Annotated in this window: 23 protein-coding genes; 15 read left to right on the forward strand and 8 right to left on the reverse strand. The window is 41.7% G+C overall.

Annotated features, from left to right (window positions below; genetic code table 11):
- The first annotated feature begins 289 nt into the window (after nucleotides 1–289).
- Together ubiG and I8J31_RS12525 are read left to right on the forward strand one after the other, a co-directional pair.
- Nucleotides 290–1,009 (forward strand): bifunctional 2-polyprenyl-6-hydroxyphenol methylase/3-demethylubiquinol 3-O-methyltransferase UbiG, encoded by a 720-nt coding sequence (ubiG, locus tag I8J31_RS12520; RefSeq protein WP_199468905.1) that lies wholly within the window; start codon nucleotides 290–292, stop codon nucleotides 1,007–1,009.
- 23 nt (nucleotides 1,010–1,032) lie between these two features.
- The gene (locus tag I8J31_RS12525; protein WP_199468906.1) at nucleotides 1,033–1,773 is read left to right on the forward strand and encodes a YciK family oxidoreductase; all 741 of its coding nucleotides are present in this window, start codon (nucleotides 1,033–1,035) and stop codon (nucleotides 1,771–1,773) included.
- Between the two features lie 49 nt (nucleotides 1,774–1,822).
- Here the strand turns inward: I8J31_RS12525 and I8J31_RS12530 are convergent, their stop codons facing one another.
- Nucleotides 1,823–2,392, reverse strand: a complete 570-nt coding sequence (locus I8J31_RS12530; RefSeq protein WP_199468907.1) for a hypothetical protein — start codon at nucleotides 2,390–2,392, stop codon at nucleotides 1,823–1,825.
- 101 nt (nucleotides 2,393–2,493) lie between these two features.
- Nucleotides 2,494–3,699, reverse strand: a complete 1,206-nt coding sequence (gene fabV, locus I8J31_RS12535; protein ID WP_199468908.1) for an enoyl-ACP reductase FabV — start codon at nucleotides 3,697–3,699, stop codon at nucleotides 2,494–2,496.
- Nucleotides 3,700–3,876: 177 nt separating this feature from the next.
- Here fabV and I8J31_RS12540 point away from each other — a divergent pair, with 177 nt between their 5' ends.
- A complete protein-coding gene (locus I8J31_RS12540) occupies nucleotides 3,877–5,112 on the forward strand; it encodes a glycosyltransferase (protein WP_199468909.1) in 1,236 nt (411 codons plus the stop codon).
- 9 nt (nucleotides 5,113–5,121) lie between these two features.
- Here the strand turns inward: I8J31_RS12540 and I8J31_RS12545 are convergent, their stop codons facing one another.
- The 4 genes from I8J31_RS12545 to yihG form a co-directional block, all read right to left on the reverse strand.
- Nucleotides 5,122–5,319 carry a DUF1289 domain-containing protein gene (locus tag I8J31_RS12545; RefSeq protein WP_199468910.1) on the reverse strand — a complete coding sequence of 66 codons (198 nt, stop codon included), beginning with the start codon at nucleotides 5,317–5,319 and terminating at the stop codon, nucleotides 5,122–5,124.
- 98 nt (nucleotides 5,320–5,417) lie between these two features.
- The gene (locus I8J31_RS12550) at nucleotides 5,418–6,134 is read right to left on the reverse strand and encodes a YebC/PmpR family DNA-binding transcriptional regulator (protein ID WP_199468911.1); all 717 of its coding nucleotides are present in this window, start codon (nucleotides 6,132–6,134) and stop codon (nucleotides 5,418–5,420) included.
- 172 nt (nucleotides 6,135–6,306) lie between these two features.
- Complete coding sequence (locus tag I8J31_RS12555) at nucleotides 6,307–7,476, reverse strand: aminotransferase-like domain-containing protein (protein ID WP_199468912.1); 1,170 nt, start codon at nucleotides 7,474–7,476, stop codon at nucleotides 6,307–6,309.
- A 123-nt stretch (nucleotides 7,477–7,599) separates the two neighbouring features.
- Nucleotides 7,600–8,496 (reverse strand): 1-acylglycerol-3-phosphate O-acyltransferase, YihG family, encoded by an 897-nt coding sequence (gene yihG / locus I8J31_RS12560; protein WP_199468913.1) that lies wholly within the window; start codon nucleotides 8,494–8,496, stop codon nucleotides 7,600–7,602.
- 236 nt (nucleotides 8,497–8,732) lie between these two features.
- Here yihG and I8J31_RS12565 point away from each other — a divergent pair, with 236 nt between their 5' ends.
- The 9 genes from I8J31_RS12565 to I8J31_RS12605 all read left to right on the forward strand — a co-directional run bounded on the left by I8J31_RS12565 (nucleotide 8,733) and on the right by I8J31_RS12605 (nucleotide 19,727).
- The gene (locus I8J31_RS12565) at nucleotides 8,733–10,139 is read left to right on the forward strand and encodes an ATP-binding protein (RefSeq protein ID WP_199468914.1); all 1,407 of its coding nucleotides are present in this window, start codon (nucleotides 8,733–8,735) and stop codon (nucleotides 10,137–10,139) included.
- 16 nt (nucleotides 10,140–10,155) lie between these two features.
- Nucleotides 10,156–10,833 (forward strand): response regulator, encoded by a 678-nt coding sequence (locus tag I8J31_RS12570; protein ID WP_199468915.1) that lies wholly within the window; start codon nucleotides 10,156–10,158, stop codon nucleotides 10,831–10,833.
- Between the two features lie 113 nt (nucleotides 10,834–10,946).
- Complete coding sequence (locus I8J31_RS12575) at nucleotides 10,947–11,897, forward strand: AEC family transporter (protein WP_199468916.1); 951 nt, start codon at nucleotides 10,947–10,949, stop codon at nucleotides 11,895–11,897.
- A 45-nt stretch (nucleotides 11,898–11,942) separates the two neighbouring features.
- Nucleotides 11,943–14,027, forward strand: a complete 2,085-nt coding sequence (locus I8J31_RS12580) for a PAS domain-containing sensor histidine kinase (protein ID WP_199468917.1) — start codon at nucleotides 11,943–11,945, stop codon at nucleotides 14,025–14,027.
- Between the two features lies 1 nt (nucleotide 14,028).
- A complete protein-coding gene (locus tag I8J31_RS12585) occupies nucleotides 14,029–15,402 on the forward strand; it encodes a sigma-54-dependent transcriptional regulator (protein ID WP_199468918.1) in 1,374 nt (457 codons plus the stop codon).
- A 115-nt stretch (nucleotides 15,403–15,517) separates the two neighbouring features.
- Nucleotides 15,518–16,405 carry a helix-turn-helix transcriptional regulator gene (locus tag I8J31_RS12590; RefSeq protein WP_199468919.1) on the forward strand — a complete coding sequence of 296 codons (888 nt, stop codon included), beginning with the start codon at nucleotides 15,518–15,520 and terminating at the stop codon, nucleotides 16,403–16,405.
- A 21-nt stretch (nucleotides 16,406–16,426) separates the two neighbouring features.
- A complete protein-coding gene (locus I8J31_RS12595; RefSeq protein ID WP_199468920.1) occupies nucleotides 16,427–16,963 on the forward strand; it encodes a flavodoxin in 537 nt (178 codons plus the stop codon).
- 317 nt (nucleotides 16,964–17,280) lie between these two features.
- Nucleotides 17,281–17,595, forward strand: coding sequence for a DUF3301 domain-containing protein (locus I8J31_RS12600; protein WP_199468921.1), 315 nt, complete (start codon nucleotides 17,281–17,283; stop codon nucleotides 17,593–17,595).
- 242 nt (nucleotides 17,596–17,837) lie between these two features.
- Nucleotides 17,838–19,727, forward strand: a complete 1,890-nt coding sequence (locus I8J31_RS12605) for a methyl-accepting chemotaxis protein (RefSeq protein WP_199468922.1) — start codon at nucleotides 17,838–17,840, stop codon at nucleotides 19,725–19,727.
- A gap of 90 nt (nucleotides 19,728–19,817) precedes the next feature.
- On the opposite strand, the gene gltX is transcribed toward I8J31_RS12605, so the two are convergent.
- Nucleotides 19,818–21,299: a glutamate--tRNA ligase gene (gltX, locus tag I8J31_RS12610; RefSeq protein WP_199468923.1), complete on the reverse strand. Its 1,482-nt coding sequence runs from the start codon at nucleotides 21,297–21,299 to the stop codon at nucleotides 19,818–19,820.
- Between the two features lie 342 nt (nucleotides 21,300–21,641).
- Between gltX and I8J31_RS12615 the strand changes: the two genes are divergently transcribed.
- Nucleotides 21,642–22,802 carry a methyl-accepting chemotaxis protein gene (locus I8J31_RS12615; protein ID WP_199468924.1) on the forward strand — a complete coding sequence of 387 codons (1,161 nt, stop codon included), beginning with the start codon at nucleotides 21,642–21,644 and terminating at the stop codon, nucleotides 22,800–22,802.
- On the forward strand, nucleotides 22,799–23,623 hold the full coding sequence (locus tag I8J31_RS12620; protein WP_199468925.1) for a nitrate- and nitrite sensing domain-containing protein: 825 nt from the start codon (nucleotides 22,799–22,801) through the stop codon (nucleotides 23,621–23,623). The genes I8J31_RS12615 and I8J31_RS12620 overlap by 4 nt, the downstream gene beginning before the upstream one ends.
- Here the strand turns inward: I8J31_RS12620 and xni are convergent.
- Complete coding sequence (gene xni / locus I8J31_RS12625) at nucleotides 23,620–24,405, reverse strand: flap endonuclease Xni (protein ID WP_199468926.1); 786 nt, start codon at nucleotides 24,403–24,405, stop codon at nucleotides 23,620–23,622. The genes I8J31_RS12620 and xni overlap by 4 nt on opposite strands.
- A gap of 144 nt (nucleotides 24,406–24,549) precedes the next feature.
- On the opposite strand from xni, the gene I8J31_RS12630 reads away from it, so the two are divergent.
- A complete protein-coding gene (locus I8J31_RS12630) occupies nucleotides 24,550–25,779 on the forward strand; it encodes a hypothetical protein (RefSeq protein ID WP_199468927.1) in 1,230 nt (409 codons plus the stop codon).
- Nucleotides 25,780–25,942: the final 163 nt, after the last annotated feature.

The raw sequence follows: 25,942 nt of genomic DNA on the forward strand, positions 1-25,942 counted from the left end.
AATAAATAACACCCCTATAAGCGATATGTTTTGCGCCCTACTTGCATTCAAAATTCATCCTCTTCACATGCAGTAAAAAACAACCGAAAAGTACTCATATCTTGATGCAGATACCAACCTATTCAAGTTTACTGTTGGTCACCACATCTGATGCAGCTATAATGAATTATCAACATAAAAAACACCTTGAGTCAGCACCTAAGCACACCTCAAGTCATGACTTGTATAAACAGGGACACTTCAAACACATCGTCCCTCACCACAACCGAACATAACAACGGAAGCCAAAATGACAAACACACACAAAAGCAACGTAGATTTAAATGAAGTAGCAAAATTCGAAGCGCTTGCGAGTCGTTGGTGGGATAAAGAGAATGAATTCAAGCCATTACATGACATCAACCCCTTGCGCGTAAACTACATCAATGACCGCGCACCTCTTGCTGGTAAAAAAGTGATCGACATTGGCTGCGGTGGCGGAATTCTATCTGAATCTCTTGCTCAGTTTGGTGCCGACGTAAAAGGCATAGACATGGGGGAAGCACCACTTAATGTCGCTCGCTTACACTTGAAAGAATCTGGACTTAAAATCGACTATGAGCGCATCACCGCAGAAGAAATCGCTGAGCGCGAAACAGAACAGTACGATGTTGTCACCTGTCTAGAAATGCTTGAACACGTACCCGACCCTTCCTCTGTCATTAAAGCCTGCATGTCCTTAGTAAAACCAGGTGGACACGTTTTCTTTTCAACTATCAATAGAAATCCTAAAGCCTACTTGTTTGCCATTATCGGTGCTGAGTACATTCTCAACATGCTACCAAAAGGCACCCACGACTACGCCAAATTCATCCAACCAGCAGAATTGAACAACTATGCACGAAATGCTGGCCTTGAGACCAAACACCTCACAGGAATGACCTATAACCCAATCACTAAAATTTATAAACTTAACGACAAAGACGTATCAGTCAACTATCTAATGCACACCCAGAAACCACAAATATAACAGTACAGGGTAAGGAGAAGATCATGTTCAATTATCAAGCTCCCAAACAACTACTAAAAGATAAAATAATCCTTGTTACAGGTGCAGGAGATGGCATAGGTAAAGCCGCTGCAATAGCCTACGCCAAACATGGCGCTACAGTAATTTTACTAGGTCGCACCATTAAAAAACTAGAAGCCGTTTATGATCAAATAGAAAAGAAGAAATACCCACAGGCCGCTATTGTGCCACTCAACCTAGATGGTGCCGCTGAACACGATTACATGGAACTCGCCAACACCATTGAAAATGAGTTTGGTCACCTAGATGGGATCTTACATAATGCCAGCTTATTAGGAGACAGAGAACCTCTTGCTAACTACGACCCAAACACTTTCGAGCAAGTCATGAGAGTTAATGTGAGCAGCCAGTTTTTACTGAACCAATCACTACTTCCTCTCCTCCAAAAAGCAGAAGAAGCTTCCATTATTTTCACCTCCTCTAGTGTTGGCCGTACAGCCAAAGCAAATTGGGGGGCTTACGCCATCTCCAAATTTGCTACCGAAGGCATGATGCAACTTCTTGCCAGCGAACTTGGCAGCACATCAAACATTCGCTCAAATGCCATCAATCCAGGTAGCACCAGAACCAGTATGCGAGCAAATGCCTATCCAGACGAAGATCCAAGCACCTTACCCACACCCACCGACATCATGCCTCTTTACCTCTACCTAATGGGCAAAGACAGCCTGTCAATAAACGGCCAATCGATAAACGCCCAATAAAAACCTTAGATCAATGGGAGCCAAGCCTCCCATTGCATCAGCATATCAATTAACCGCCGATCAGCCTTTCTAATTTTTCTGCCTCTGTCAATGGCTCAGAGACTTCACTCTCATTGACAGAAGGAAGCTGCTCACCACTCGGGGAAATTGCAGAAAACTCCCCTGTATCAGGAGCTACATCTTCACCGACTTCAGACTCGCTTGCCTTGCCACTCTCAGCCTTTTTCAATTGATCACCAAAAATACCAATCTTAGGCATCATGCGTAGACGTTTCTCTTGAATAACCTCAGGAATATTACCCGTAAATAACACAGTGAAAGGCGCCTCGTCTGTACGTTTATTCACCTCTTCATAAATTGCCTGTTCGCGCACAGAAACAGCACCTTCCTCAAGATATGATAAGCCTTGCCCAGAAGCAGAAAACACAACATTTGGTTCTAGTTCTAACTTTGGTTTTTCAGCAGGAATCACAGCAACACTTGCAGAGGAGTTCTGCACCACCTGATGACGACCATGAATAATTTTATCGCCATAAATAATATCCACAGGATTCACTTCTACTGTCTGCGCATTCACAAATAAAGGCAAAAACCAAAGCAACCAAAGTGTTTTTTTCATAACAACCTCAAACATGACTCCATACACTATAAGAGATAAAAAGCCATTAAAAAAGGAGTTGAGGTGACCCTCAACTCCTTTTTGATTTCCTTCAGCTAATATTAAAGCGTAATAACTTCAAAATCTGCAACCGGATCTGCCTCAGCATCGTAATCAACCCCATCGATACCGAAACCAAACAACCTTAGAAACTCATCTTTGTACAACTGATAATCTGTTTCAGCAAACAAGTTCTCATTTGTCACTTGTGGCCACAAATCACGACAAGCCTGCTGAACGTCATCGCGTAATTCCCAATCGTCCACACGCAAACGATTTTTATCATCCGTTGCTAGTTGCGCCGGGGTATTATCATTATATAAGCGCTCAGCAAACAGGCGAAAAACCTGTTCCATACAACCTTCATGCAAACCTTTTGCACGCATTATCTTGAACACCATAGCGAGATATAAAGGCATAACAGGAATAGCGGAGGAAGCTTGCGTTACGACTGATTTCAAAACCGCCACATTCGCCCCACCCTTTATAACAGTAAGCTGATTATTAATCGCATGAGCAGCGCGATCCAAATCTTCTTTTGCTTTACCAAGGGCACCATGCCAATAAATAGGCCAAGTAATATCAGAGCCAATATAAGAATAGGCAACAGTGCGAACACCATCAGCCAACACACCCGCTTCCTGTAAAGCAGACATCCATAATTCCCAATCCTGTCCACCCATTACTGTCGTAGTCGCCGCCACCTCTTCTTCCGTAGCAGGCTCGATCTCAGCCTCAATAATGACATCTTTATTAGTATCAATTGCTGTAGAACGATAGGGCTCACCAATCGGCTTAAGCACAGAGCGAATCACTTCACCCGTATCTGGCAACTTACGAACCGGTGATGCCAACGAATAAACAACCATATCTATCTGGCCAAGATCTTCTTTGATTAGCTCAATCACCTGTGCACGCGCCTCATGGGAAAAGGCATCGCCATTTATACTTTTTGAATACAGACCTTCTTCTTTTGCAACCTTATCGAAAGCCGCAGAATTGTACCAACCTGCCGTACCGGTTTTCTTTTCAGTTCCTGGTTTCTCAAAGAAAACACCAATGGTTGCCGCACCAGAACCAAAAGCCGCCGCAATTCGAGAAGAAAGACCATAGCCACTAGATGCACCGATCACGAGAACTTTTTTCGGGCCATTAGTAATTGGGCCTTTGCTCTTTGTCAGAGCGATTTGTTCTCTTACATTTTGCTCACAACCAACAGGGTGGGTGGTTGTACAAATAAATCCGCGAATCTTTGGTTTTATGATCATAGTATCTTCTCAACGTCATGTTTTACTTACGTCTTGCCTGACAAGACCCACTAACTACCTAGTAAAGGGACAGACAACACAAATCTGTGCGCCATGATACAATAGCCAAATCCATATGTCCTGATTCTGATTAAAATTACAGAGTCGAAAAACAACCCTTTCCATTTAGAGATCAATGTGAATTTACTTATCATAGGTTACGTCTGGCCAGAACCAAACTCCTCTGCCGCAGGCAGCCGAATGATGCAATTGCTCAATACCTTCCGAAAACATAACTGGCAAGTCACATTTGCAAGCCCAGCCCAACAAACAGAGCACATGGCAGACTTGTCTGTATTAGGCATAACTTCTGAGCAGATTACTTTAAATGACGCCTCATTCGACCAATACATTGCCGACCAGACCCCTGATATCGTTGTATTTGATCGTTTTATGATGGAAGAACAATTCGCTTGGCGAGTAGAGAAATTCAGTCCAAACTCGCTCAGAATACTCAATACAGAAGACCTACACTCTTTAAGGCAAGCTAGACACAGCGCCCTCAAGCAAAACAAAACATTCCAAGTCGAAGATCTATACAGTGATCAAGGCATTCGAGAAATCGCGGCGATTCATCGCTGTGACCTGACATTGATGATTTCGGAAGTAGAAACACAGCTTTTAATGGATGAATTTCACGTCCCTGAAACACATCTATTTCATCTCCCCTTTATGCTACCCGCCCCAAAAAACACCAACAAGCTAATCCCCTTCGATGAACGACAACACTTTATTAGCATCGGCAATTTTCGTCATGCGCCGAACTGGGATGCCGTGCTTTATTTAAAAAACAGCCTATGGCCAAGCATAAGAAAACAACTTCCCAAAGCGGAACTGCATATCTATGGAGCCTACCCACCACCGAAAGCCACACAACTTCATAATGCAAAAGAAGGCTTCTTAGTAAAAGGCTGGGCACAAGATGCCCAACAAGTCATGCAGCAGGCTCGCGTCTGCTTAGCACCATTACGTTTTGGCGCGGGCATAAAAGGCAAACTGGTTGAAGCCATGCAGATGGGAACACCAAGCATAACCACAAGTATTGGCGCCGAATCCATGCATGGGCAATTCCCTTGGAACGGAGTGATCACAGATGACCCAGATACCTTTATAGATGCTGCCGTATCCCTTTATCAGGACCCAGCAAGCTGGCAACTAATGCAACAAAATGGCAAGCACTTACTTGAAGCACGATATCAAGCTGAAGAGTGGGAACCCAAATTAATGAAACGACTAGAACGACAGATGCAATTAAAAGACAGTTTACGTAAAAAGCACTTTTTAGGCCTGATGCTAAGACACCATAGCTTAAAGAGTACCCAGTACATGTCCCAATGGATTGAGCTAAAAAACAAACAAGAGAAAGAGGTATAAAAGGAAAGGTTATTTACTGACGAATAGACTCGCTGATTCACGCTTATGAACTTTCATCATGACAGCACGTTGCTCATTTTCATCCATCCGCCCCCACAAAGTAATCTCTTCACCCGTACGATAGCAGCCAGTGCAAACATCGTCATCATTCAGCAAGCAAAGGTTTACACAGGGAGACCTTACTTTGCCAGTTTCTTTATTTTTCATTTCCTCTACCTTCCAGTCCTGATGGCGCTGAGACATCACTACCCAACAGCTAAAAACGCTAGAAAAGCCTTGCCCTATTAAAGCAAGGCTTAACGATCCTAATACTCAGCGTTATGATAAACACGCTGAACATCATCTAGATCGTTCAACATATCTAAAAAGCGCTCAAACTGCTCAACCTCTTCCCCCGAAATTTCCAAGGTATTTTGGGCAACAAATTGAATTTCATCCACATCAAACTCAATGTCACCAAGTGCATCCATCAAAGCTGCTTTAGCTTTACCATAATCTGTATTTGGTGCAAAAACCGTCACTTTGCCGTCTTCCAACTCGATATCAGTAACATCGACATCCGCCATCATCAAGGCTTCTAACACAGCTTCTTCATCGTCACCTGAAAACACAAAAATAGCACTATGGTCAAACATATGACTCACGCTACCTTGACCACCAATCTTACATTTTACCTTGTTAAAACAAGTACGCACATCGCCAAAGGTACGATTCGGGTTATCGGATAAACAATCAACAATAACCATGGTATTACCCGGCCCAAAACCTTCGTAACGAGCCGTATCAAAGTCTTCTCCACCACCGCCTTTTGCCTTATCTATCGCCTTATCAATAACGTGAGTCGGCACCTGATCTTTTTTAGCTCGTTCAATTAAAGAGCGCAGTGATAAATTGCCATTAGGATCAATACCACCGGATTTTGCGCAAACATAAATCTCACGACCATATTTACTATAAACCTTGGCTTTTTGATCAGACGTTTTAGCCATGGACTCTTTGCGGTTTTGAAAGGCTCTGCCCATTACGTATTCCTATTCTATTCATTCTTAAAAAGAATGATTCTAACGTGTCACCCAAAAAGAAGGAACTGTCTACCTTGCATAAAGACCATAAAATCAACGATAAATAGGCATAAAAAAACGCAAGGAGCTTCCTCCTCACGCTTAATGCTGGCACTTTAAATAACCTAAAACTTTAAACAATAAGGCGTTTAATTACCTTAGCCAATACCGCAACCGCTTTATTTATATCGTCTGGCGATACACGAGCAAAACTCAGCCGCAAAAACGAATCCTCTAATGGGCTTTTACAAGGAAAGAAAGGTATACCTGGTAATACCAACACCTTTTCTTTCAATGCCTCCTCCAAAATAAGCTTCGAAGATAAACCGCTTGGTAATTTCACCCAGAAAAACATCCCACCAGAAGGCACAGTAAACTCAACCAAGTCACCAAGATGAGTATTAAGAGCGGCCATCATTGCATCGCGTTTTTGCCGATAGGCTTCCTGTAATTTTGCCACGTGAGCAGGATAAGCACCTGACGATAAAAAATGGGAAATCATAGCCTGCCCCAAGCGGTTAGTATGGAGATCTGAAGCTTGCTTCACTTTAATCAAATAGGAGGTAAAAACAGCACATGACACAACATACCCAGTCCGTAAACCAGGCCAAAGCACTTTTGAAAAGCTCCCCATATACAGCCAAGGCGCTGTTTTTACTAAAGAAGAAATAGGCGTGAGATCGACCTCTTCGTAGCACAGCTCCCGATAAGGATCATCTTCAATCAATAGGACATTTTTTTCGTCTAGCAAAGCGGCGATTTCTTTACGGCGCTGAATACTGTAACAATGCCCAGCAGGGTTCTGAAAGTTAGGGATCAGGTAAACGGCTTTGGGGTTATAAAGATCTATCGCTTCGCGCAGCGCCTCGAGAGACATACCTTGCGCATCCGAAACCACATCCTGAACCTTCGCACCCTGTAATTTAAACACCTGGCAAGCCGCCAGATAAGTAGGCTGCTCCGTCAAAATAGTTGAATCACTGTCTAAAATTAATCGGCTAACAATATCCAAACCTTGCTGAGAACCATTAGTAATCAATACATTATCAGCAGCCGTCGTCAAACCACGCCCTGCAACAATGGACACCACATGATCACGAAGGCTATTTTCCCCCTCACTTGCCCCATATTGACGACTATCCACCAAGGCATTCAAATCTGGATATGCAGGCATAAAACGCTCATCTGGCAAGCCACCAGCGAGTGATAAGATATCTGGCTGCTGACTATAATGCAGCACTTCACGAACCAGAGAAGCTTCCATATTTTTACAAGGATGCGTCAACAAATGGGAAATAGTCATTCAAAATGCCCTGAGAAAATTAAGGATAAGAAGCAGCATCACAGATACTGAAACAACAAAAAAGATACAGTTTTTGTATAAAAAAAGGATACAGCTACCATGGCTTGATAAAACCGATAAACGCTATTCAGCCGCCTCAATGACCTGCATTAACTCAATGCGATGGTCTTTTTCCTGCCACAGCTCATTTACCCACTGCTGAAAATACGCTCTATAAATAGGGTCATTAACATAATCACCCAATAGCTTATCCTCAATTGCCATAGATCGAAAATGCACTTTAACTTCTGGCACCTTGCCTGACAGATAACCAAAAAAACTAGGGATGCCATTAGGGTACACAATTGTAACGTCGATCAATTGATGAAGTTTGCCTCCCATGGCATTTAACGCGAAAGCCAGCCCACCGGCTTTAGGCTTTAACAAGTACTTAAAAGGGCTCGCTTGTTGTTCATATTTGACCTGCGTATACCGGGTCCCCTCTAAGAAGTTCATAATGGACACAGGGAAATGCTGAAATTTCTCACAGGCTTTTTTCGTTACCTCAATGTCTTTACCCTTCAACTCAGGATGCTTCTTTAAAAAAGCTTGGCTATAGCGCTTCATAAAAGGAAAATCCAAGGCCCACCAGACTAAACCAATAACAGGCACCCAGATCAATTCTTGCTTAAGAAAAAACTTAATAAACGGCACCTTATGATTAAACACTCTCTGCAAAATCAGAATATCCACCCAAGACTGATGATTAGCCGTAATCATGTACCACTCTTTATGAAGCAAACTCTGGTTACCAGACACATTCAGTATCGAACGCCCTAACCAGTTTTGATTAATGTTGTTTATGCTTATCCAGGTGGTGGCAATGCAATCTAATATACGACTTAACGCGGCCTGAATGACAGCAAAAGGTAAAACACATTTAATCAACACAAGAAAAACAATAGGAATAAAGCAAAGCAAAGTATTAAAAATAATAAGAGAAAGAGAAAGAGACCCTCTTAAAACAGGCAGGAACGACATAGACTAGGCTCAAAAGTTGTAAACTCCGGCATAATACTAAGGAAATAAACGGATGGGAAATCCTCATTTATTACACTCACACAAAGTAGCCAGCTTTCCCTAAAAAACAGTATAGTAAACATACGATTACAATATTTCCTACTGCCCAACGAGGCAGAATAAGAAATAAATATGCATGAACTCAACCTCCCTACTATAAAATAGTAAGGCTAATCATAGGATTCCACGACCCAGTTATGACTTTTACCAAAGGGTTCAAAATTCGCCACAAGCTTTTCGCCGTTTTCATTCTAAGTAACATTTTACTTATTGTTTCAATGTGGCAAGTCTTTCAATGGAGCTTCGACAGAGGATTTGTTTCTTACGCAACAGAACGTGACCGTGATTTCCTCGAACAAATGGCCAATAGAAGCGCCAACCTTTATATCTACTACGATGACTGGTACTTCCTTGCCCAAGAAAGCCGTATGGAAAAAGAGTGGTATCAAGCTAAGTTAGAAAACTTACACGATTTGCTGCCACCACCCAGCACCCCTAATCTCGATTTAATTTACCCGTCACAATATTATCGCAAGCGTTTTCTATTATTTGATCAAGATAAACAACCCATTATAGGCAACACCAAGTTTGCAGATGCCGAAACTCATGCAGTTGAAGCCAATAAACAAATCGTCGGCTATGTTGGACTCCGCTCTGTCAAGGAACTGGTTCAAGACCAAACATTGCGCTTTGTGCGTCAACAGGGAGAAGCTTTTTTACTTATCTCTGCCTTCATGTTGGTCCTTACTGTCTTATTAACTTGGCCTTTAGCAAAATGGCTCAGCTCACCTATCTATACGATGCGACAAGCCACCAAAAAATTAGCAGCAGGTAAGTTTGAAACACGCATTAAGATCAAGGGCTCCGATGAGCTAACGGATCTTGGCGGGGATTTTAATCACTTAGCATGCACACTAGAAAATACTCGAGAAGCTCGTAAGCGCTGGGTAGCAGATACAGCGCACGAACTACGTACCCCAGTAGCGATACTACGAGGGGAAATTGAAGCCATGCAAGACGGCATCATCAAAGTATCGGCAGATAGCCTAACCTCCCTGCAACAAGAAGCCATGCATATCGCTAGATTAATTGACGATTTAAACCAATTATCTATGCATGACATGGGCAGCTTAAATTACCAGATGGAAGATGCCAATTTAGATGACATTATTGAGCAAGCCGTGCAATCCATGTCTTTGCCGTTCAAAGAAGCAAACATTAGCTTAGTATTTGAATGCCTAGCAAAACCACCTATTGTTATAACGGGTGATACAGACAGGTTGTATCAACTTTTCTCAAATCTTATGAATAACTCGTTAAAGTACACAAATGCTCCTGGAAAGCTTAGGATTAAACTTTTAAAACAAAGCCAAAAAGCCATTATTCTTTTTGAAGATAGTGCTCCGGGAGTCAGTGAAGATAATAAAAACCGAATTTTTGAGCAGTTTTATCGTGTCGAAAACTCAAGAAACAGAGCAACAGGCGGTAGAGGTTTAGGCCTAACTATTTGCTCTAGCATTGTAGATGGCCATCAAGGCACCATCGGCGCCTACCATTCTCCTGATGGTGGCTTAGGAATAAAAATCGAATTCCCTTTAAACTGATATGGAACACAGCATTATGAGCAAAATACTTATTATTGAGGATGAACCCAAGTTAGCCGAACTCATGGCCGCTTATTTAGATCAAGCCGGTTATGAACACCACCACCTTGATCGTGGTGACATTGCCGTAGACTATGTAAAAAACAACAAGTTCGACCTTATCCTTCTAGACCTTATGCTTCCCGGCCTAGATGGTATCGAGATCTGTAAGCAAGTACGTCAGTTCAGCAGTATTCCTATCATCATGGTGACCGCCAAAGCAGAAGAGATTGATCGTCTTATCGGCTTAGAAATGGGTGCAGACGATTATGTATGCAAACCATTCAGCCCACGAGAGATCGTCGCTCGTGTCAAAGCCAACCTGCGTCGCGTTGAGCTAGATCAAACAGAGTCACCCAAAACAGATGGCTTTAACCTAGATGTAGACCGCTTACGAGCTACTTATAAAGGTGAGCTTATTGACCTTACCACAGTAGAGTTTCAGCTACTGCAATTGCTGATCAAAGAACCAGGACGCGTATTTGGACGTGATCTAATTATGAAAAGCATCTATGCAGACAGTCGTGTAGTAAGTGACCGTACAATTGACAGCCACATTAAAAAACTACGTAAGAAGATCGCCACCGTTGCTCCTGAATTGAACGTTATTCACTCCGTATACGGTGCTGGATATCGCTTTGAGAACAACGATTAAAGTTTCGTACTAGGCCTACATGGATGTAGGTTGCTAACATTATGCAGGAGCAACCAGCAAGATAAGATAACAAACCTATAGCTTGCCTTAATACCCTGTCATAAGGAATATCTTTGAATAACTTCTTAGACGTACTAGCGTTTTCTTTTTCCATCACCATGCCTATTTTTTTGATTTTGGTGCTGGGAATTGTGCTGTATCGTATTCGCATTATTAATGACAACTTTATCGATGTTGCTTCTAAACTAGTATTCAACGTCACCCTCCCTGCCTTGCTCTTCATTAGCATTTCTAAAACAAACATCAGCGTTAATAGTAATTTTTCACTCGTTATTTATGCCATGTTGGCAGTAGCCACAACCTATATTGCTTTAGAGTTATTAATGTCTTTTTGTATAAAAAACAAAGCAGATAGAGGCGTTATAGTACAAGGGGCATTTCGCTCTAACATGGGAATTATAGGCCTAGCGTATTGCGTGAACGCTTACGGAAATGAAGTCTTCTCCGTTGCTTCTATGTATTTAGGAGGCGTCACCATGCTCTTTAACGTGTTATCCGTCATCTGCTTAAACAGGGCAATGGAAGCGAATAAAAGCGTTATCAATACCATTAAAGGCATTGCTAAAAACCCTCTTGTAATAGCTATTCTAGCCGCACTATTATTCTCCGCAACGGGCCTAAAACTTCCTAGCACATTGTATAAAGCAGGTAACTACTTTGCACAAATGACACTTCCTTTAGCGCTTCTCTGTGCAGGCGCTTCATTAAGCTTTGGGGCATTAAAAAAAGACATAATAGGTGCTCTATTGTCTTCTGTAGGGAAGCTTATATTCATCCCTTTTACGTTAACTTTAGGGGGCTATTTACTCGGTTATCGAGGGATGGAATTAGGTGTGCTCTTTCTTATGTCTTCTGCACCTTCCGCTTCAGCAAGCTATATCATGGTTCGCGCCATGCAAGGCAACTCCGCCTTAGCTGCGAACATTATTGTCATCACCACACTCGCCTCCTTGCTTAGTACCAGCATTGGCGTTACTTTGTTGCGCAGTTTAAGTCTAATGTAATTAAAACCCTCACCACCAAAACAGGTAACGCTAATAGGATTTTCTTTGATTGATCAATTTCGTAAACATAGATTTTTCTTTAGCTTCTTAGGCTGCATAATACTTGCTCTGTTATTCTGGTGCAGCAACATCATTGCCTATCAAATCCTTATTATTAATAAGCATAGTGATGGTCAAAACCGCCTACTTAACTATGTTATTGAGCTACGTAATGAACTAAAAGATTACCGAATACTCCCCTATGCTTTAGCTGATAACCCTGTCTTGCGAACTTATATGGAAGCCCCAAACAAAGACAAAGCACTGAGCACACAACTGCAACGCCAACTCGAAGATCTCACTCATGTATCCAAAACCCTTGACTGGTTTATCCTTTCAGATCAAGGGCAGCTATTACTTTCCAGCAAGCAATCCCCCAACTTCACCTTCTATGACTATTTCAAAAAAACGCACCTTAGTCAGGTATTAAAGGAACAACAAGGAGAAGCCATTCTCATTTCTGGTTACAACCAATTTCTTTCACAATCAGCTCATTTAGCACTTGCTCCAGTCTATACATCAAAAGGTCTTGCCGGTGCTGTAGCTGTTCTCATAGATGTTAATGACCTAGTGGAACGATGGAGTTTAGCGGGTGACCTAGTGGTCATGACAGATCAAAACAACCTTGTTTTTCAAGCCAATAACCTAAATGATTTATTTGATCAAAAATGGTTAGAAAATCAATCAAACATCCAATTTTTGAATAAAACTAACGCAAAAATATATCTCCACAATCACAAGAAGTACCTACTTCAGAACGTCACCCTAGATGATTTGAAGTGGCAAATACATTACTTATCTAGCCTAAAAAGCATACAAAAAAGAGCCCAAAACATAGCTCTTATCTGCTTAGGAATAGGTGCCCTCATTTTTCTTTTTTGGCTCTACCTCCGTGAGCGCAGCTTAAAAATCGCCTCTAAGTTAGAAAATGAGCAATTGATTGCCAAAAGCGCTCACCTCCAAAGAGCGCTCATAGAAAAAACCCATGTCGGCTTGTTACAGTTGACCCAAGAAGGCAAAATCTCTTTTGTAAACCCAATGGGCATTCGCTATTTTGGCCAACATTTTCAACTCAATTCTCGCTACCTCTACGAGCTACTACCCAATTATCCTGAAAACCAATACGCCTTATCTTTTATTCGCTCCTTACCAAGTTCAGAGCATGAAAAGAGCCCTCAAACAAACCACTTTCTCGAACAGGAAGTCATCTTACAAAAAGGTAACAAGCAAACCTTTCCAGCCTTACTTTCAATATCGTCACTAGAGTGGAGTGACTCACACGGCTACCTCGCCACCTTGCTCGATATCAGCAAGCGTAAAAAAGCAGAACTCAACCTTCAGCAAGCTAATACTCGCCTCGAAGAGCGAGTACTAGAGAGAACACAGGCACTAGAAGCCGCCCAACAAGAACTGCTTAGAACAGAAAAGCTGGCAGCAATAGGGCAAATATCAACCGCCATTGCTCACGAACTTAATCAACCATTAACAGGCATCAAAACCCTTGCCTATACCACCGAGTTACTACTAAAACGCCAGCAATCAGAGCAAGCGCTAAAAACACTACTTGATTTAGAACTCTTAGTTGTACGTATGCAAACACTAACCAGTGAACTCAAAGTTCTTGCCTATCGAAGACCAGAAAAGCTCACCTCAACCCCGGTTAAACAATGCGTATTACAAGCCATAGAAAACTTAGGTGAAGAGGCCCATGATGCGAACTGGTATATTGAACTAAATGATTCTGATAACGTCATGGCAGAACCAACAAGACTAGAACGCATCTTTTCAAATCTTATTAGCAACTCAATACAAGCTTGTAACGAATTTAAAATCATTCCCTCTATTCACTTATCCTTGCAACAACAAGAGGAACTTATAACAATCAATTATCAGGATAACGGCCCCGGAATGGAGAAGGATAAAATCCAACATATTTTTGAACCTTTTTTCACTACTAAACCAATCGGCAAAGGCTTAGGCCTAGGCCTAGCTATTAGTGCCAACCTAGCCAAAGATATGAATGGTATATTGACTGCTCAACATAATGAAACCTCCCAGTTAGTGTTTCGATTAACGCTTTTAAAGGCCTAACATGAATAATGCTTTTCAATATAGTTCAATTGAAATCTGGCTCCTCGACGATGATGATATTGTGCGCTCGACAACCGCCCAATGGTTACGCTTATCCGACTATGAAGTAAAAGAGTTCCACCGGGCTCAAGATATCCTAAATAACTTTCAGAGTGGCCAGCCCTGCATCATCATCAGCGATATCCGCATGGCACCTATGGATGGAATAACTCTAATGAATGAGTGTCTTTCGCAAGAAAAAGAACTCCCCATCATTTTAATTACAGGACACGGAGACATTGATACTGCTGTCAACGCCCTCCGCGATGGTGCCTTTGATTTTTTAGAAAAGCCTTTTGATCCTAATCGACTTATTCAAACTGTCGAAAAAGCCGTTCAGCTACGAAAAATACAATGCCAACATGCCGGCCAATCTCAATATTTAGGTGATTTACATGGTTTAGAAGAAACCATCATCGGCCAACATGAACAAATCACACGTGTTCGCCAACAAATTCACACCTTCGCCAGCATGGACACCCATGTCATTGTTTATGGTAAGACAGGGTGCGGTAAAGAGTTAGTCGCTAAAGCTTTGCATGATTGTAGCCCCAGAAAAACACGGCCTTTTGTTGCTATCAATTGCGCAGCTATCCCTACAGACCTATTTGAAAGTGAGCTATTTGGCCATGAAGCCGGCGCCTTTACCAGTGCCAATAAAAAAAGAATCGGCAAACTAGAACATGCTAGTGGCGGTACCCTCTTTTTAGATGAAATAGAAAGTATGCCGCTAGCAATGCAGATCAAACTATTGCGAGTTTTACAGGAAAACCAGCTAGAGCGTATTGGCAGTAACGATACAATTGAAATCGATTTAAGAGTCGTTGCAGCGGCAAAAAATGACCTACAAACCCTAGAAAATTTTAGACAAGATTTATTCTTTCGCCTAAATGTCTCGCAAATCCATTTGCCTGATCTACGTAACAGAGGGTCAGACATCCCTCTCCTATTTGAACATTTCTGTCGTTTAGCCGTGCAGGAACGAGGCGGTGACTTTAGGCCTCTTAGCCCAATAGACCATGAAACCCTAACGCTTTATGGATGGCCAGGAAACGTTCGTGAATTACGTAATGTTGCCTTAAGGTATGCTCTTGAACCTAATACGAGCGTGGCTAAAATACTGGCCGGCTATCAGGCACAAGACAACATAGACACACTTACTCCCTTACCCTTAAGTGTAAAGGTACAAGAATTCGAACGCAGCCTAATAGAGGCCAGTATTCGCCAGCAAAAAGGCAATATCCAAGCCGTACTAGAGCAATTACAACTACCTCGCAGAACACTCAATCAGAAGATGCAAAAATATGGGTTAAACAGAGCAGACTATCTAGAGTAGCCTCAATACTCTGCAAAAAAATTAATAAATTTACAAAAAAATAATGAGAATCACTTGCATCGAATGAAAAAAGATCCTTTAATGATAACCATTATCAAATAAAGAGCGACATGCGATGCAAGTAAGTATGCACGATGTATATAACAAGCACGGAAGTATCAATAAAGATATGTCCCAGTGGGTTACAGGATATAGGCAGGTCAAAGCCCTTTTACCTAACCTACATTTACTACATCAATATCTACAAACTAAAACAGAAATTAGCTTCAAAGAGACGGCCTCACGAGGACTGTATTTCTCTCTGCTCGGTAATGAGCCGATTAAAACTGCCACTGATGTCACTTCGGTACAGATAAGCTATCAAGCCAGAGATATTAATGGTGACTTCTTGATGACTGAAAACCAAGAGCGTAGCCTGATGCAAGTTCATATTAGTGCAGAACAACTTGCAGCTGTGTTGGGTGAAACAGAAGAACAAGTCGTTCAACACTTTTCTCTGTTAATGGAAAAATTGGGCCATGGCGGCTGTGTTATTCAACTACCAATGACAAAAAAAACCGCTGAGATCTGTCAGCCAATATTCAGTCATAAAGGCCATTCTATTAGTCTAGCTGGTCATTTATACGCATTAATTTTCACCCTAATAGAACAATTACAAATGCTTAGTCACTTGTCTCAGTGCGAAGAATGCCAAGGCAAACTTTTTCAAGCACAAAACCTATTAGAAGTACCTAATAATGAATTATTAAATACGGAAAAGCTCGCCCATCAAGTAGGGCTTAATAATGAAGCTCTCGCTATCGGCTTTTTCCATTTAGTTGGACAGTCTCTGGATGATTATTGCCTACGCAGCCGAATTAAATTTGCCGCTGCCAAGCTAAGGCAAGACCCTGAGGCTAAACCTCATATTCTTGCTCAAAGCGGTTTTTCTGAGGCCCAATTTGAAGCAGCATTTATCCAACATTTCGGTGTTAACAGCCATCAATACGCACAAATTCATTAAGTTATAGGAAAACCGTACACCATGGATCAATCTTCAATTGCCCTTATTTATGGCACAGACACGAATAACACTGAGGAAATCGGCCATAAAATTGCTAAACAGTGGGAAGAACTTGGCACTCAAGTAGAACTTTTTAATATAAAAGACATAGAACTAAGCCTGCTTGAACAATACTCCATGTTAATTCTAGGTATTCCAACATGGGACTTCGGCGGCATTCAATCTGATTGGGAAGACCTAGGGGATGCCTTAAGTGAATTATCCTTAGAAAACAAAACCATTGCCCTATACGGATTAGGAGACCAATTTGGCTATGGTGACTATTTCGTTGATGCGATGGGGTGGTTATACGAAAAACTACTTCCAACCAAGGCGAACTTCATTGGCCAGTGGCCCACAGAAGGCTATGACTTTGAAGCATCAAGAGCCTGTGTACATGATAAAGAACATTTCGTCGGTCTAGCAATAGACGAAGATCAACAGTTTGAACTCACTGACCAACGTGTTGAGCAGTGGGTTATCCAACTTTACGCAGAAAGAGCAGTAGAAGCAGCATAACGACTACCTGACTGGCCATTAATAAAGGCAAACGACTCAAATTTGGATTTCCACACATTCGCTGCCCCGAATGCCCAAATTTAGCCTTTATAATGAGGTTGTTATATTGCTCGCTCGAAATGCGTGAAGACCGTGGCTACTCCTCCTTTCTCTCCTGCTTGGGAGTAGCCACGTACTTTTCTTATTAAAAGAAGGAAACAAGCAAGCTATCACCAAATACACTTGCTTCTAATGACCTTTTTAAAGTGCTTACACTCTTCCTTTCCCTCTCTAAAATTGGTTATGATGTTAAGACTGACTTTGTTATGTGGGAATGAATGAATCTACAATTAAGTGATCTAGTCATTATTTTGGCTCTTGCAGCATGCACCTATGGCTGGTGGCGTAATATCACTATTCGAGAACAAGCCCTCTTAATAGTAAAACAGCATTGTAAAAAGCTTAACTTACAACTATTAGATCAGAGTGTTGCTGGTAATGGCTGGAAGCCTACATGGCAACATGGCACCCTATGCATTAAAAGAGTCTACCGCTTCGAATTTACTTCCACTGGCGCTTCCCGTTACCCAGGAACAATCACATTTTTAGGAAACCAACAATCCGACGTCTGGTTAAGCCCTCATCACCTATAAGGCTTTAAACTAAGGATGAAAGTAAAACTAAAGCACCATTTCTCTAAAGTTGTTGCTGATTTTATCTATATAAAGAGGTTTCTTTTACATTTCGTTGCAAATATAGTCGTGAAGGAAATAGAATATCAACTGTTCGGGATGAGCTCACAATAAACACAAAATAAATTGCATGAAAACAGCGACACCATCTGCAATCAGATGTTTATTCGTTCAACTAATAATAAAAAGTAAGGATAAAAAGTATGTTGGCAAACCTAAGTTTTCGCACCAAATTAATTGCTCTGCTTGCCGCTGCGGTTATTGGTTTCATTGTGGTTACCATCGTTGCTCTACAAGGGCTAAAAGTACAAGAAACTTCCGCTTCCAAATTTGAAACACTGACCACAGTCGATAAAGACTTAGCGTCCCTCGTTATTACCTTAATGGAAGAGTATGAAGTACTAAATGGAATTGACAACAGTACTTATGCAACCTTTTTGGAGCAGCTTGATCTTAATTATTCCTCCTCAATGGCAACTCTTGAACAAAACGTCGCCATCCTCACTGACCCTGAAGCAAAGAAAAATCTTAACGATGTCATCGCCGCATTAACAGCTTACAGTGATGTTGTGAAACAACTAGTCACTCAAAGACAAAAAGTTGGCTTCAATGGTTCATCTGGCTTTAAAGGCCAAATCTCAGCTTTAGGGGAAAAAGTGACGACTGAAATCTCCTTTCTAAGTCTCGTCAAACAAGAATTTTTACCCGTACGTGAGGCAGAAAAAAACTTTATCTTTGAGCCAACAGTAGCCAATAAAGAAGCCTTCATGGGGCGTTACGATAAATTCTATAAACGCGTTACCAACTTTGGCCTTGAAGAACGCTTTGGCGAAGTCATTAACACTTACTTATCTGCGATCGAAACATTTGATAAAGAAACCCATACCCTAGCAGAGCTTCAGCAATTATTTACCACAGATAAAGAAATTTTAGGTGCGGCTCGTATCGCCGCAGCCGACTATATGCAAAATGCGGTTGCAGAAGCTCGCCAACAAGCCTCAGCTAGCTCTCAACAAGCCAGTATCAGCTTAATCACCGTCAGCATTGTCGTTGCGATCGTCGCTTCATTAATTCTGATGGGAATTGGTAGCAATGTTAAAAAAACACTCTCCCAAATCATCAAAGATCTTGGCAAAGTGAAAGGTGGTGACCTCACCGCTCGCTTGACAGTAAACCAGAAGCGTAATGATGAATTTGACTCCTTGTGTAGTTCGGTTAATGAAATGACCAGTGGTCTTGGTTCAGTCATCGGTGATGTTGTTACCACCACACGGGACGTCAGTACAATGATGACCGAGCTAAATTCAACGGTTACTAAAATTGCCGACAGCAACCGATCAGTAAGTCAACAAACCAATTCTATTGCCGCGGCAACAGAAGAAATTTCAACGACAATATCGAGCATTTCAACAACAACAGAAGAACTTAGTGAGCAATCTCAAAATACCTATAATTCAGCCAAAGTAGGTTCCGAGACAATTAAAGAGGCGCTCTCGAATCTCTCTGGCACAATCGAAATTGTGAACGAAACCAGTGAGCACCTAAATGAACTAGGACAGCTATCAAAAGACATTGATAACGTTATTGGTATGATCAATGACCTAGCAAATCAGACAAATCTACTCGCACTAAATGCGGCCATTGAAGCGGCACGAGCTGGAGAAGCAGGCCGAGGCTTCTCTGTTGTCGCGGACGAAGTGCGTTCACTTGCCGAAAAAACAGTCGATGCTACCGCTAAGATCACGGATATTGTTGGCACAATTCAATCATCGACACAAACAGCCATTGAGACAATGCAAAGCGGCCAGGAAAGCCTACACTCTATTGAAGTATTTAGTGAGAAGGCGGAAGTCGCTATTCGTGAGATAGAGAACAATGCACAAACTAGCTCATCTTCTTCCATTGATATGGCTCGATCTATCCAAGAAGTGGCCAAAACAGCCGTACACATGAGTGAAGAAATGGACAAAATTGCTCAACAGTTACAACGTGATAGCGGCAACATAGACAGCATTGAAGAGAATACTCGCCATATCCATGACCAAGTAAATAGTCTGGATAGCAAAACCGGTGTATTCACTACTAGCCGTTAATTTCTTTTCATTAAGCCCTGTATTATACGCCATAAAAAAGGCCGGTTTCATCAGACACCGGCCTTTTCTTGGTCTTGCAAAAACCCGCCCCTAGAGCGCCGCGTATTCTTTTTCCCAACGCTTCGCTTCTTTCTTAGATGGACCGCCTAAGACATTAACAGCAGTACGCATCCGCATACGCGAAATATCCGAACCAAGAATCGCCATTGAATCGAATACAGAGACAGAAGCTGTACTACCTGAAATAGCAACAAACAAGGGTGCAAAAAAGTCTTTCGGTTTGATATCCATAGCTTGAGCTAAGGCTTTCAATTCATTAAAGATGGTGTCTTTCTCCCATTGCTTTAACGCTTCTAGGCGCCACAAGGCAAATTGCATCGCCTTTCGAAGCGTTTCTTCTTCCATTTTTACCATGGCAAAGTCTTCTTTGTTAATGGGCAACAGACCTTTTAAGAAGAAACCTGCCACCTCCGCCACATCAGAGAAGGTTTCCACGCGCGGCATAATCAATGGCAGAATCTGCATTAAATATTCTGGATTCAATGCCCACTCGACATATTTCTGTGCAAAGGTTTCAGGGGTCAGGTCCTCACGAATCCACATACCATTTAGCCAACTCAATTTCTCAACATCAAAAACAGGCCCTCCTAAAGAAACACGTTGAATGTCGAAATTTTCAATCATGTCATCAAGGGAAAATTTCTCACGCTCATCCGGCATGGACCAGCCCATACGACCAAGGTAGTTGATTACCGCTTCCGCCATATACCCCATACGTTGGTAGTACAAAATGCTAGTTGGATTTTTACGCTTAGATAGCTTGGACTTATCAGGATTACGTAACAAAGGCATGTGACACAAGGTCGGCATATCCCAACCAAAATATTGATAAAGTAAAATGTGCTTAGGTGCCGAGTTAATCCACTCTTCTCCACGAATTACATGGGTAATTTTCATCAAGTGATCATCAACCACATTAGCAAGGTGATAAGTCGGCATACCATCCGCTTTCAAGAGCACCTGCATATCGACTTGCGCCCAATCAATCTCAATGGTGCCACGCAGCATATCGTCAACCACACAAGTCCCCTCTTCAGGAATCTTCATACGGATAACATAAGGTATGCCAGCGTCTAACTTGGCTTGAACTTCTTGTTCGGTTAGTTTCAGAGCTCGACCATCGTATTTTTGCTGTAATCCTTGTTCCTTTTGCTCAATACGCATTTGATCAAGCTCTTCTGACGTTTCAAATGCATAAAATGCGTGGCCTTTATCCACTAGCTCTTTGGCATATTGCCCGTAGATATCACCACGCTCACTCTGACGATAAGGGCCATATTCTCCCCCTACGTCAGGGCCTTCGGCCCAATCAAGCCCCAACCAACGTAAAGCGTCCAAAATCATTTTTTCAGACTCCGGCGTACTACGCGTTTGATCGGTATCTTCAATACGTAAAATGAACTTGCCACCCATTTTACGAGCAAAGGCCATATTAAATAGGGCAACATAAGCGGTTCCCACATGTGGGTCGCCCGTGGGTGATGGCGCAATACGTGTTCTAACCTCAGACATAACGATCTCATTTATCCGTTTCATAAAATGGCATTATTATAATCGCCTCATCGCCAGCGGGTAAGAGGTTCCTTGGATCTTTTCTGCAATGAAGTTTGATAATTGCACAACTTTGTTCTGTAAAGTATAAAAACGACGCACCAAAAATAAACACACCTTTGAAAAACGCCTCATTTCAGTGATTGAACAAGATGTTTCTCTTCCCTATTTCATCACAAGTAGTCACTGAAACAGTAAATTCCCCCTCATGAGAATGGATCCCTAGCACTTCCTGCTCATGGTCTGTTTATTGCTTTTACTTCAACAAACTAACTGACATTTTTTGATCACAAGGAAACGCTGATGATACTCATGCCAGGAACCGTCTTAATGGCCGCTATTCCCCATAGCGCTCGTTTATTTATTTTTATTCTACTAGGAGCTATTGGCTGCTCGATTCCTTTTATTCCACTATTTTCACTCCAGCCAATTACACCTATCCTAGTAACGACCTGCTTATTGGTCTACTTCTCAATATCAGCAAGTCAGTTAACACGGTTACGCCTAAAAGAGTTTATGCAGCACTTTGACAAACCAAACCTGAGCGTTATTGAACTGTCTTACAATGATAAAGAATTTAATCATCTAGCGAGTCAGATAAACCTATTGCTACGAACACTAGAAAGAAAAGGACATTTAATACAAAGCTGCTCTCAAGAGACCCGTTATACAGCCACTGAATTACAAAATTCCTCAAATGATGTTGCTGATGGCGCTCAAGAAGAATACCTTGCCCTTGATGCTTTGGCCGCTACCAGTGAAGAAATGAGTACTACCATCAATGATATTGCCTCTCGCATAAAGCTCACCTCTGATGTAGCCAATCGTACCCGTTTACAATCGGAAGAAGGTCAAACCGCGCTAGATGTATTGAAACGACATATGGAAACCATAGCGTCGACAGTGGAAAGTAACCAACAGCAAATGAAGGAATTAATTAAAGCAACCGAAGACATAGGCAGCTTTGTCACCACCATAGGAAAAATTACCGAGCAAATAAACCTTCTATCACTTAATGCCGCCATAGAATCCGCTCGAGCTGGCGAAGCAGGACGAGGCTTTGCTGTTGTTGCCAATGAAGTACGCACATTAGCCTCTAATACTGAACAGGCAACTCAGGACATTAATCACCTTGTTGGCTCAATCGTCACTCAAGTGAGCGCATCAGAAAAAACCAGCCTTGCACTAATTGAATTTACACGCAGTGCAACAGACAGCTCAACAGAAGTCACCAAGTCTCTAACATCCATCTATCAAGCCGCCCAATCAACCCAAGAAGAAATTGCCTTATCTACTGAACTGATCTCGGAATTTAGTCTTGCCAATGAGCAAATGTGTGAGCGCCTACAGAACATTGCCGCAGTCAGTGAAAAACATAGCCAAGCCAGTAAAGACACCAAAGATATGGTGAAATACCTTGAATGGCTCTCCTCCCGATTGGAACAAAAGGAGTTGCAATCATGATACTTATTAGTCTTTTTGTTGGTATCTGTGTTGCCATAATCGTACTCGCAATCAGCCGCCAAATATGGGCAAAAAAACAGTCAAAACAAAAATCAATAAACGGAGTGTCAGGAATAAAACAGCTTATTGAGTTAATCAAACTGACTCAACAGCATAGGGGAATGCACTCTGGTTTTATCAATGGACAAAGCGAGTTTAAAAGTAAGCTAGATTCACTGGAAAGCAACATTCAATATCGATACAAGGCTCTACTCAAGTTTGAAGCAGAACAAAAATACCCAGACTCTTTAAGCTCACACTATCAATTCAAACAATGGCAAAGATTAATACAAGCAAACAATATAACCAGTTCTGAAAGTTTCCAACTCCACTCAGGCCTGATCGCTCGTCAGCTAGATGCGTTATGGGATATGTCTGACGAATTTGCACTCACTTCAAACCACGACGAAGAAATTCGTAGCTCAGCACAAAGGTTCGTAAAAACATTGCCTGAACTGGCAGAAGCATTTGGACAAGTTAGAGCACTATCAGTACAAATTGCCTCAACGCAAACCATCAGTTCAGATAAAAAGTTACAACTTGTGTTCACCCTAGGAAAAATTGAGAAACACCTTCACGCACTGCGTTCATCCCTTGCAAAAAAAGACTATGAACACCTAAACCAGTATGTTCAAAAAGTGACGCTAAGTATTAAGGAGCAGAATATTAACAAACAAAACCCTGATACCCTATTCAAAGAAGCCACCCAAATTATTGATGAGGTTTTTAGTTTTATTCATTCAGGGTTTGAACAACTTAAGCAGAAGGTATCGGCACTTTAAAATTTGGGGGTATAGCGTAATTGGGAAAGGCGAACACCAATTTCTACATCCGTTTTTAGCGCCACCAGCATCCGAGATTGCAGACACTGCTCATAACCACCGGACAACAATCCTTGGATACGTTCAGAGTAATGGCTGAGGTTTGCATAAATGGCTTCTATCGTATCGAAAGATTCTATAATGCTCACTGCCGTTTTAGGACCTATTCCTTTTACCCCAGGAATTCGGTTCGTGGTGTCCCCTATTAAAGCCCAATAATCCACCAGCTGATGAGCCCCAATACCGTATTTTTCTGCTACCCAGACTTTGTCATAACCAAGTTTAGCAAAATAGTCATATTGCAGAATCACTTCATTATCGAGAAGCTGTGTAAAGCCTTTATCAGTCGAGACGATATAAGACTTCACCCCACTCTGCGCCGCCTTTACTGCCAAGGTCGCAATCAAATCATCGGCCTCCCAGCCATCTAGCCTTAGGCAAGGTAAATGGTTATAACGAAACAACTTGGCAAAATCAGGCAAGGATTCAAGTAACTTATCATCCATAGGCACACGGCCCAACTTATACTCTGGATACAGTTGGTGACGCCATGTCTGGCCGCTAGAGTCAAAAACCACGACCGCATAGGAAGGGTTAAACTGCTTGGTTAGCTTAGCCAAAGCCTCAATCGCGATACTCTGAGTTCTTTCTACTCGACGATCTAAGTCTTCTTCAGATACCAACGCCGCATATTGGCGACGAATCAAATTCAGTCCATCGATAATTAATAGTTTCTTGTCCACACATAACCCTTTATTTGTGACATATTTGTTTATTATAAGTTGAGTAATTTAGAAAAGGCCCCTAGAACCCTTTATAGTTCTCAAAGTAGCCTATTCGACCATAATGACTCTTTACAATGTAAAATAAAGAAACAAGGACTTTTCATGAAAAAACTCATCGCCATTGGTTGTTATTCTTTCGCACTAACCACAACAAACTCAGCATTTTCTGGCCCTATAATAAATGCCGTTATTGGTTTGGATAACAGCCAAATCACGGAATTGAACCAAGGCATCAGCTTAATACCAAACAAGGCAAGCATACTGCCTTTAGAAGAGGCTTTTTCACCTATTTCCTTCATGCAAAACGATGCAAATGCTAATTGGATCAACTCAATAGGAAACAAGGTAAAAGTGGAGCACAAACTACGAGATTTAAATTATACAGGGACACTTAGTAAAATAGAGTCAAACGCATTTTTATTGAAGGTAAATAATAAACCAATATTACTGCCTCTAGACGATTTCTACTTAATCCCACTTGAAAATCAAACAAGCGGCAAGAATAACCAGCAGCAATATCCAGCCAAACTGAGCTACCAAAGCAACCAGCTATCATGGACACCACAACTCAGTCTAATCGTTGCAAACGGCAAAATAATCATTCATCAAAACGCCCTATTACATAATCGTTCAGACACCTCCATCGAACTCAAAAATAGCCTACTACACTACTCTCGGTCACAACCTACCCTGTTTAAAGCTGAGCGAACATCAATGGCGCTACAATCTTCTGTCCGCCCCATAGAATACCAAAACAACGAAGCGACCTATTCTTTAGAAAGCATCACCCTTGCTCCTCATACCGATACGCTTTATCCCCTTAAAAATACCAGAAGTAAAATTGAGCAATCAGTTCATACTGCTAGTCTGTTTACCCGTAATAACAACAGAAATAATAGAGGAAAAATCGATCTAAATTTCCAAAGCATGATGAAATTCACTTTCACTGAAGAAGGGTTACCTGGGGAATATCAGCTTTATTGGCAAAGAGACAACTTACTTATTCCTGGTAACAAGACATATTTCAATACTGTCAGGGCTAAGCAAACAGCCAGTATAAGCAGTAATAAAAGCCTAGACCTGACAGGTAATATCACCCTAGTCAGTGCATCATCGCCTAAACTTCCTACCACACAAATATGGGAAGCCAAAATTCGAAATAACTCAAATCAAACACAGAGCTTTTCTATTGAACAAAGCGTAGAAGGTATATTAGAAAGCGTGGCGGGAGATGGTGTCAGTCAATCAAGTGCGAATACCCTAATGCTGACAGGGCAAATAAAAAGCCATTCAACAAAAGTCATTCAATACACTCTGAAATTAAAAAAGTAGTACCTTTAATCAGAAGGGTTTCAATAGACGCACCCTGTTTATGCATGAGTTTTCCACATTCAAAGCTAATTTAAAGCATTTCGTTATGGTATGGTCAATAATCATAATAGATATAGCAAGAGCAGCACTGCCCCAAGGACAGGACCTGAGGTAGTATTATAAC

The organism is Marinomonas transparens (assembly GCF_016463975.1).
Lineage (GTDB): Bacteria > Pseudomonadota > Gammaproteobacteria > Pseudomonadales > Marinomonadaceae > Marinomonas > Marinomonas transparens.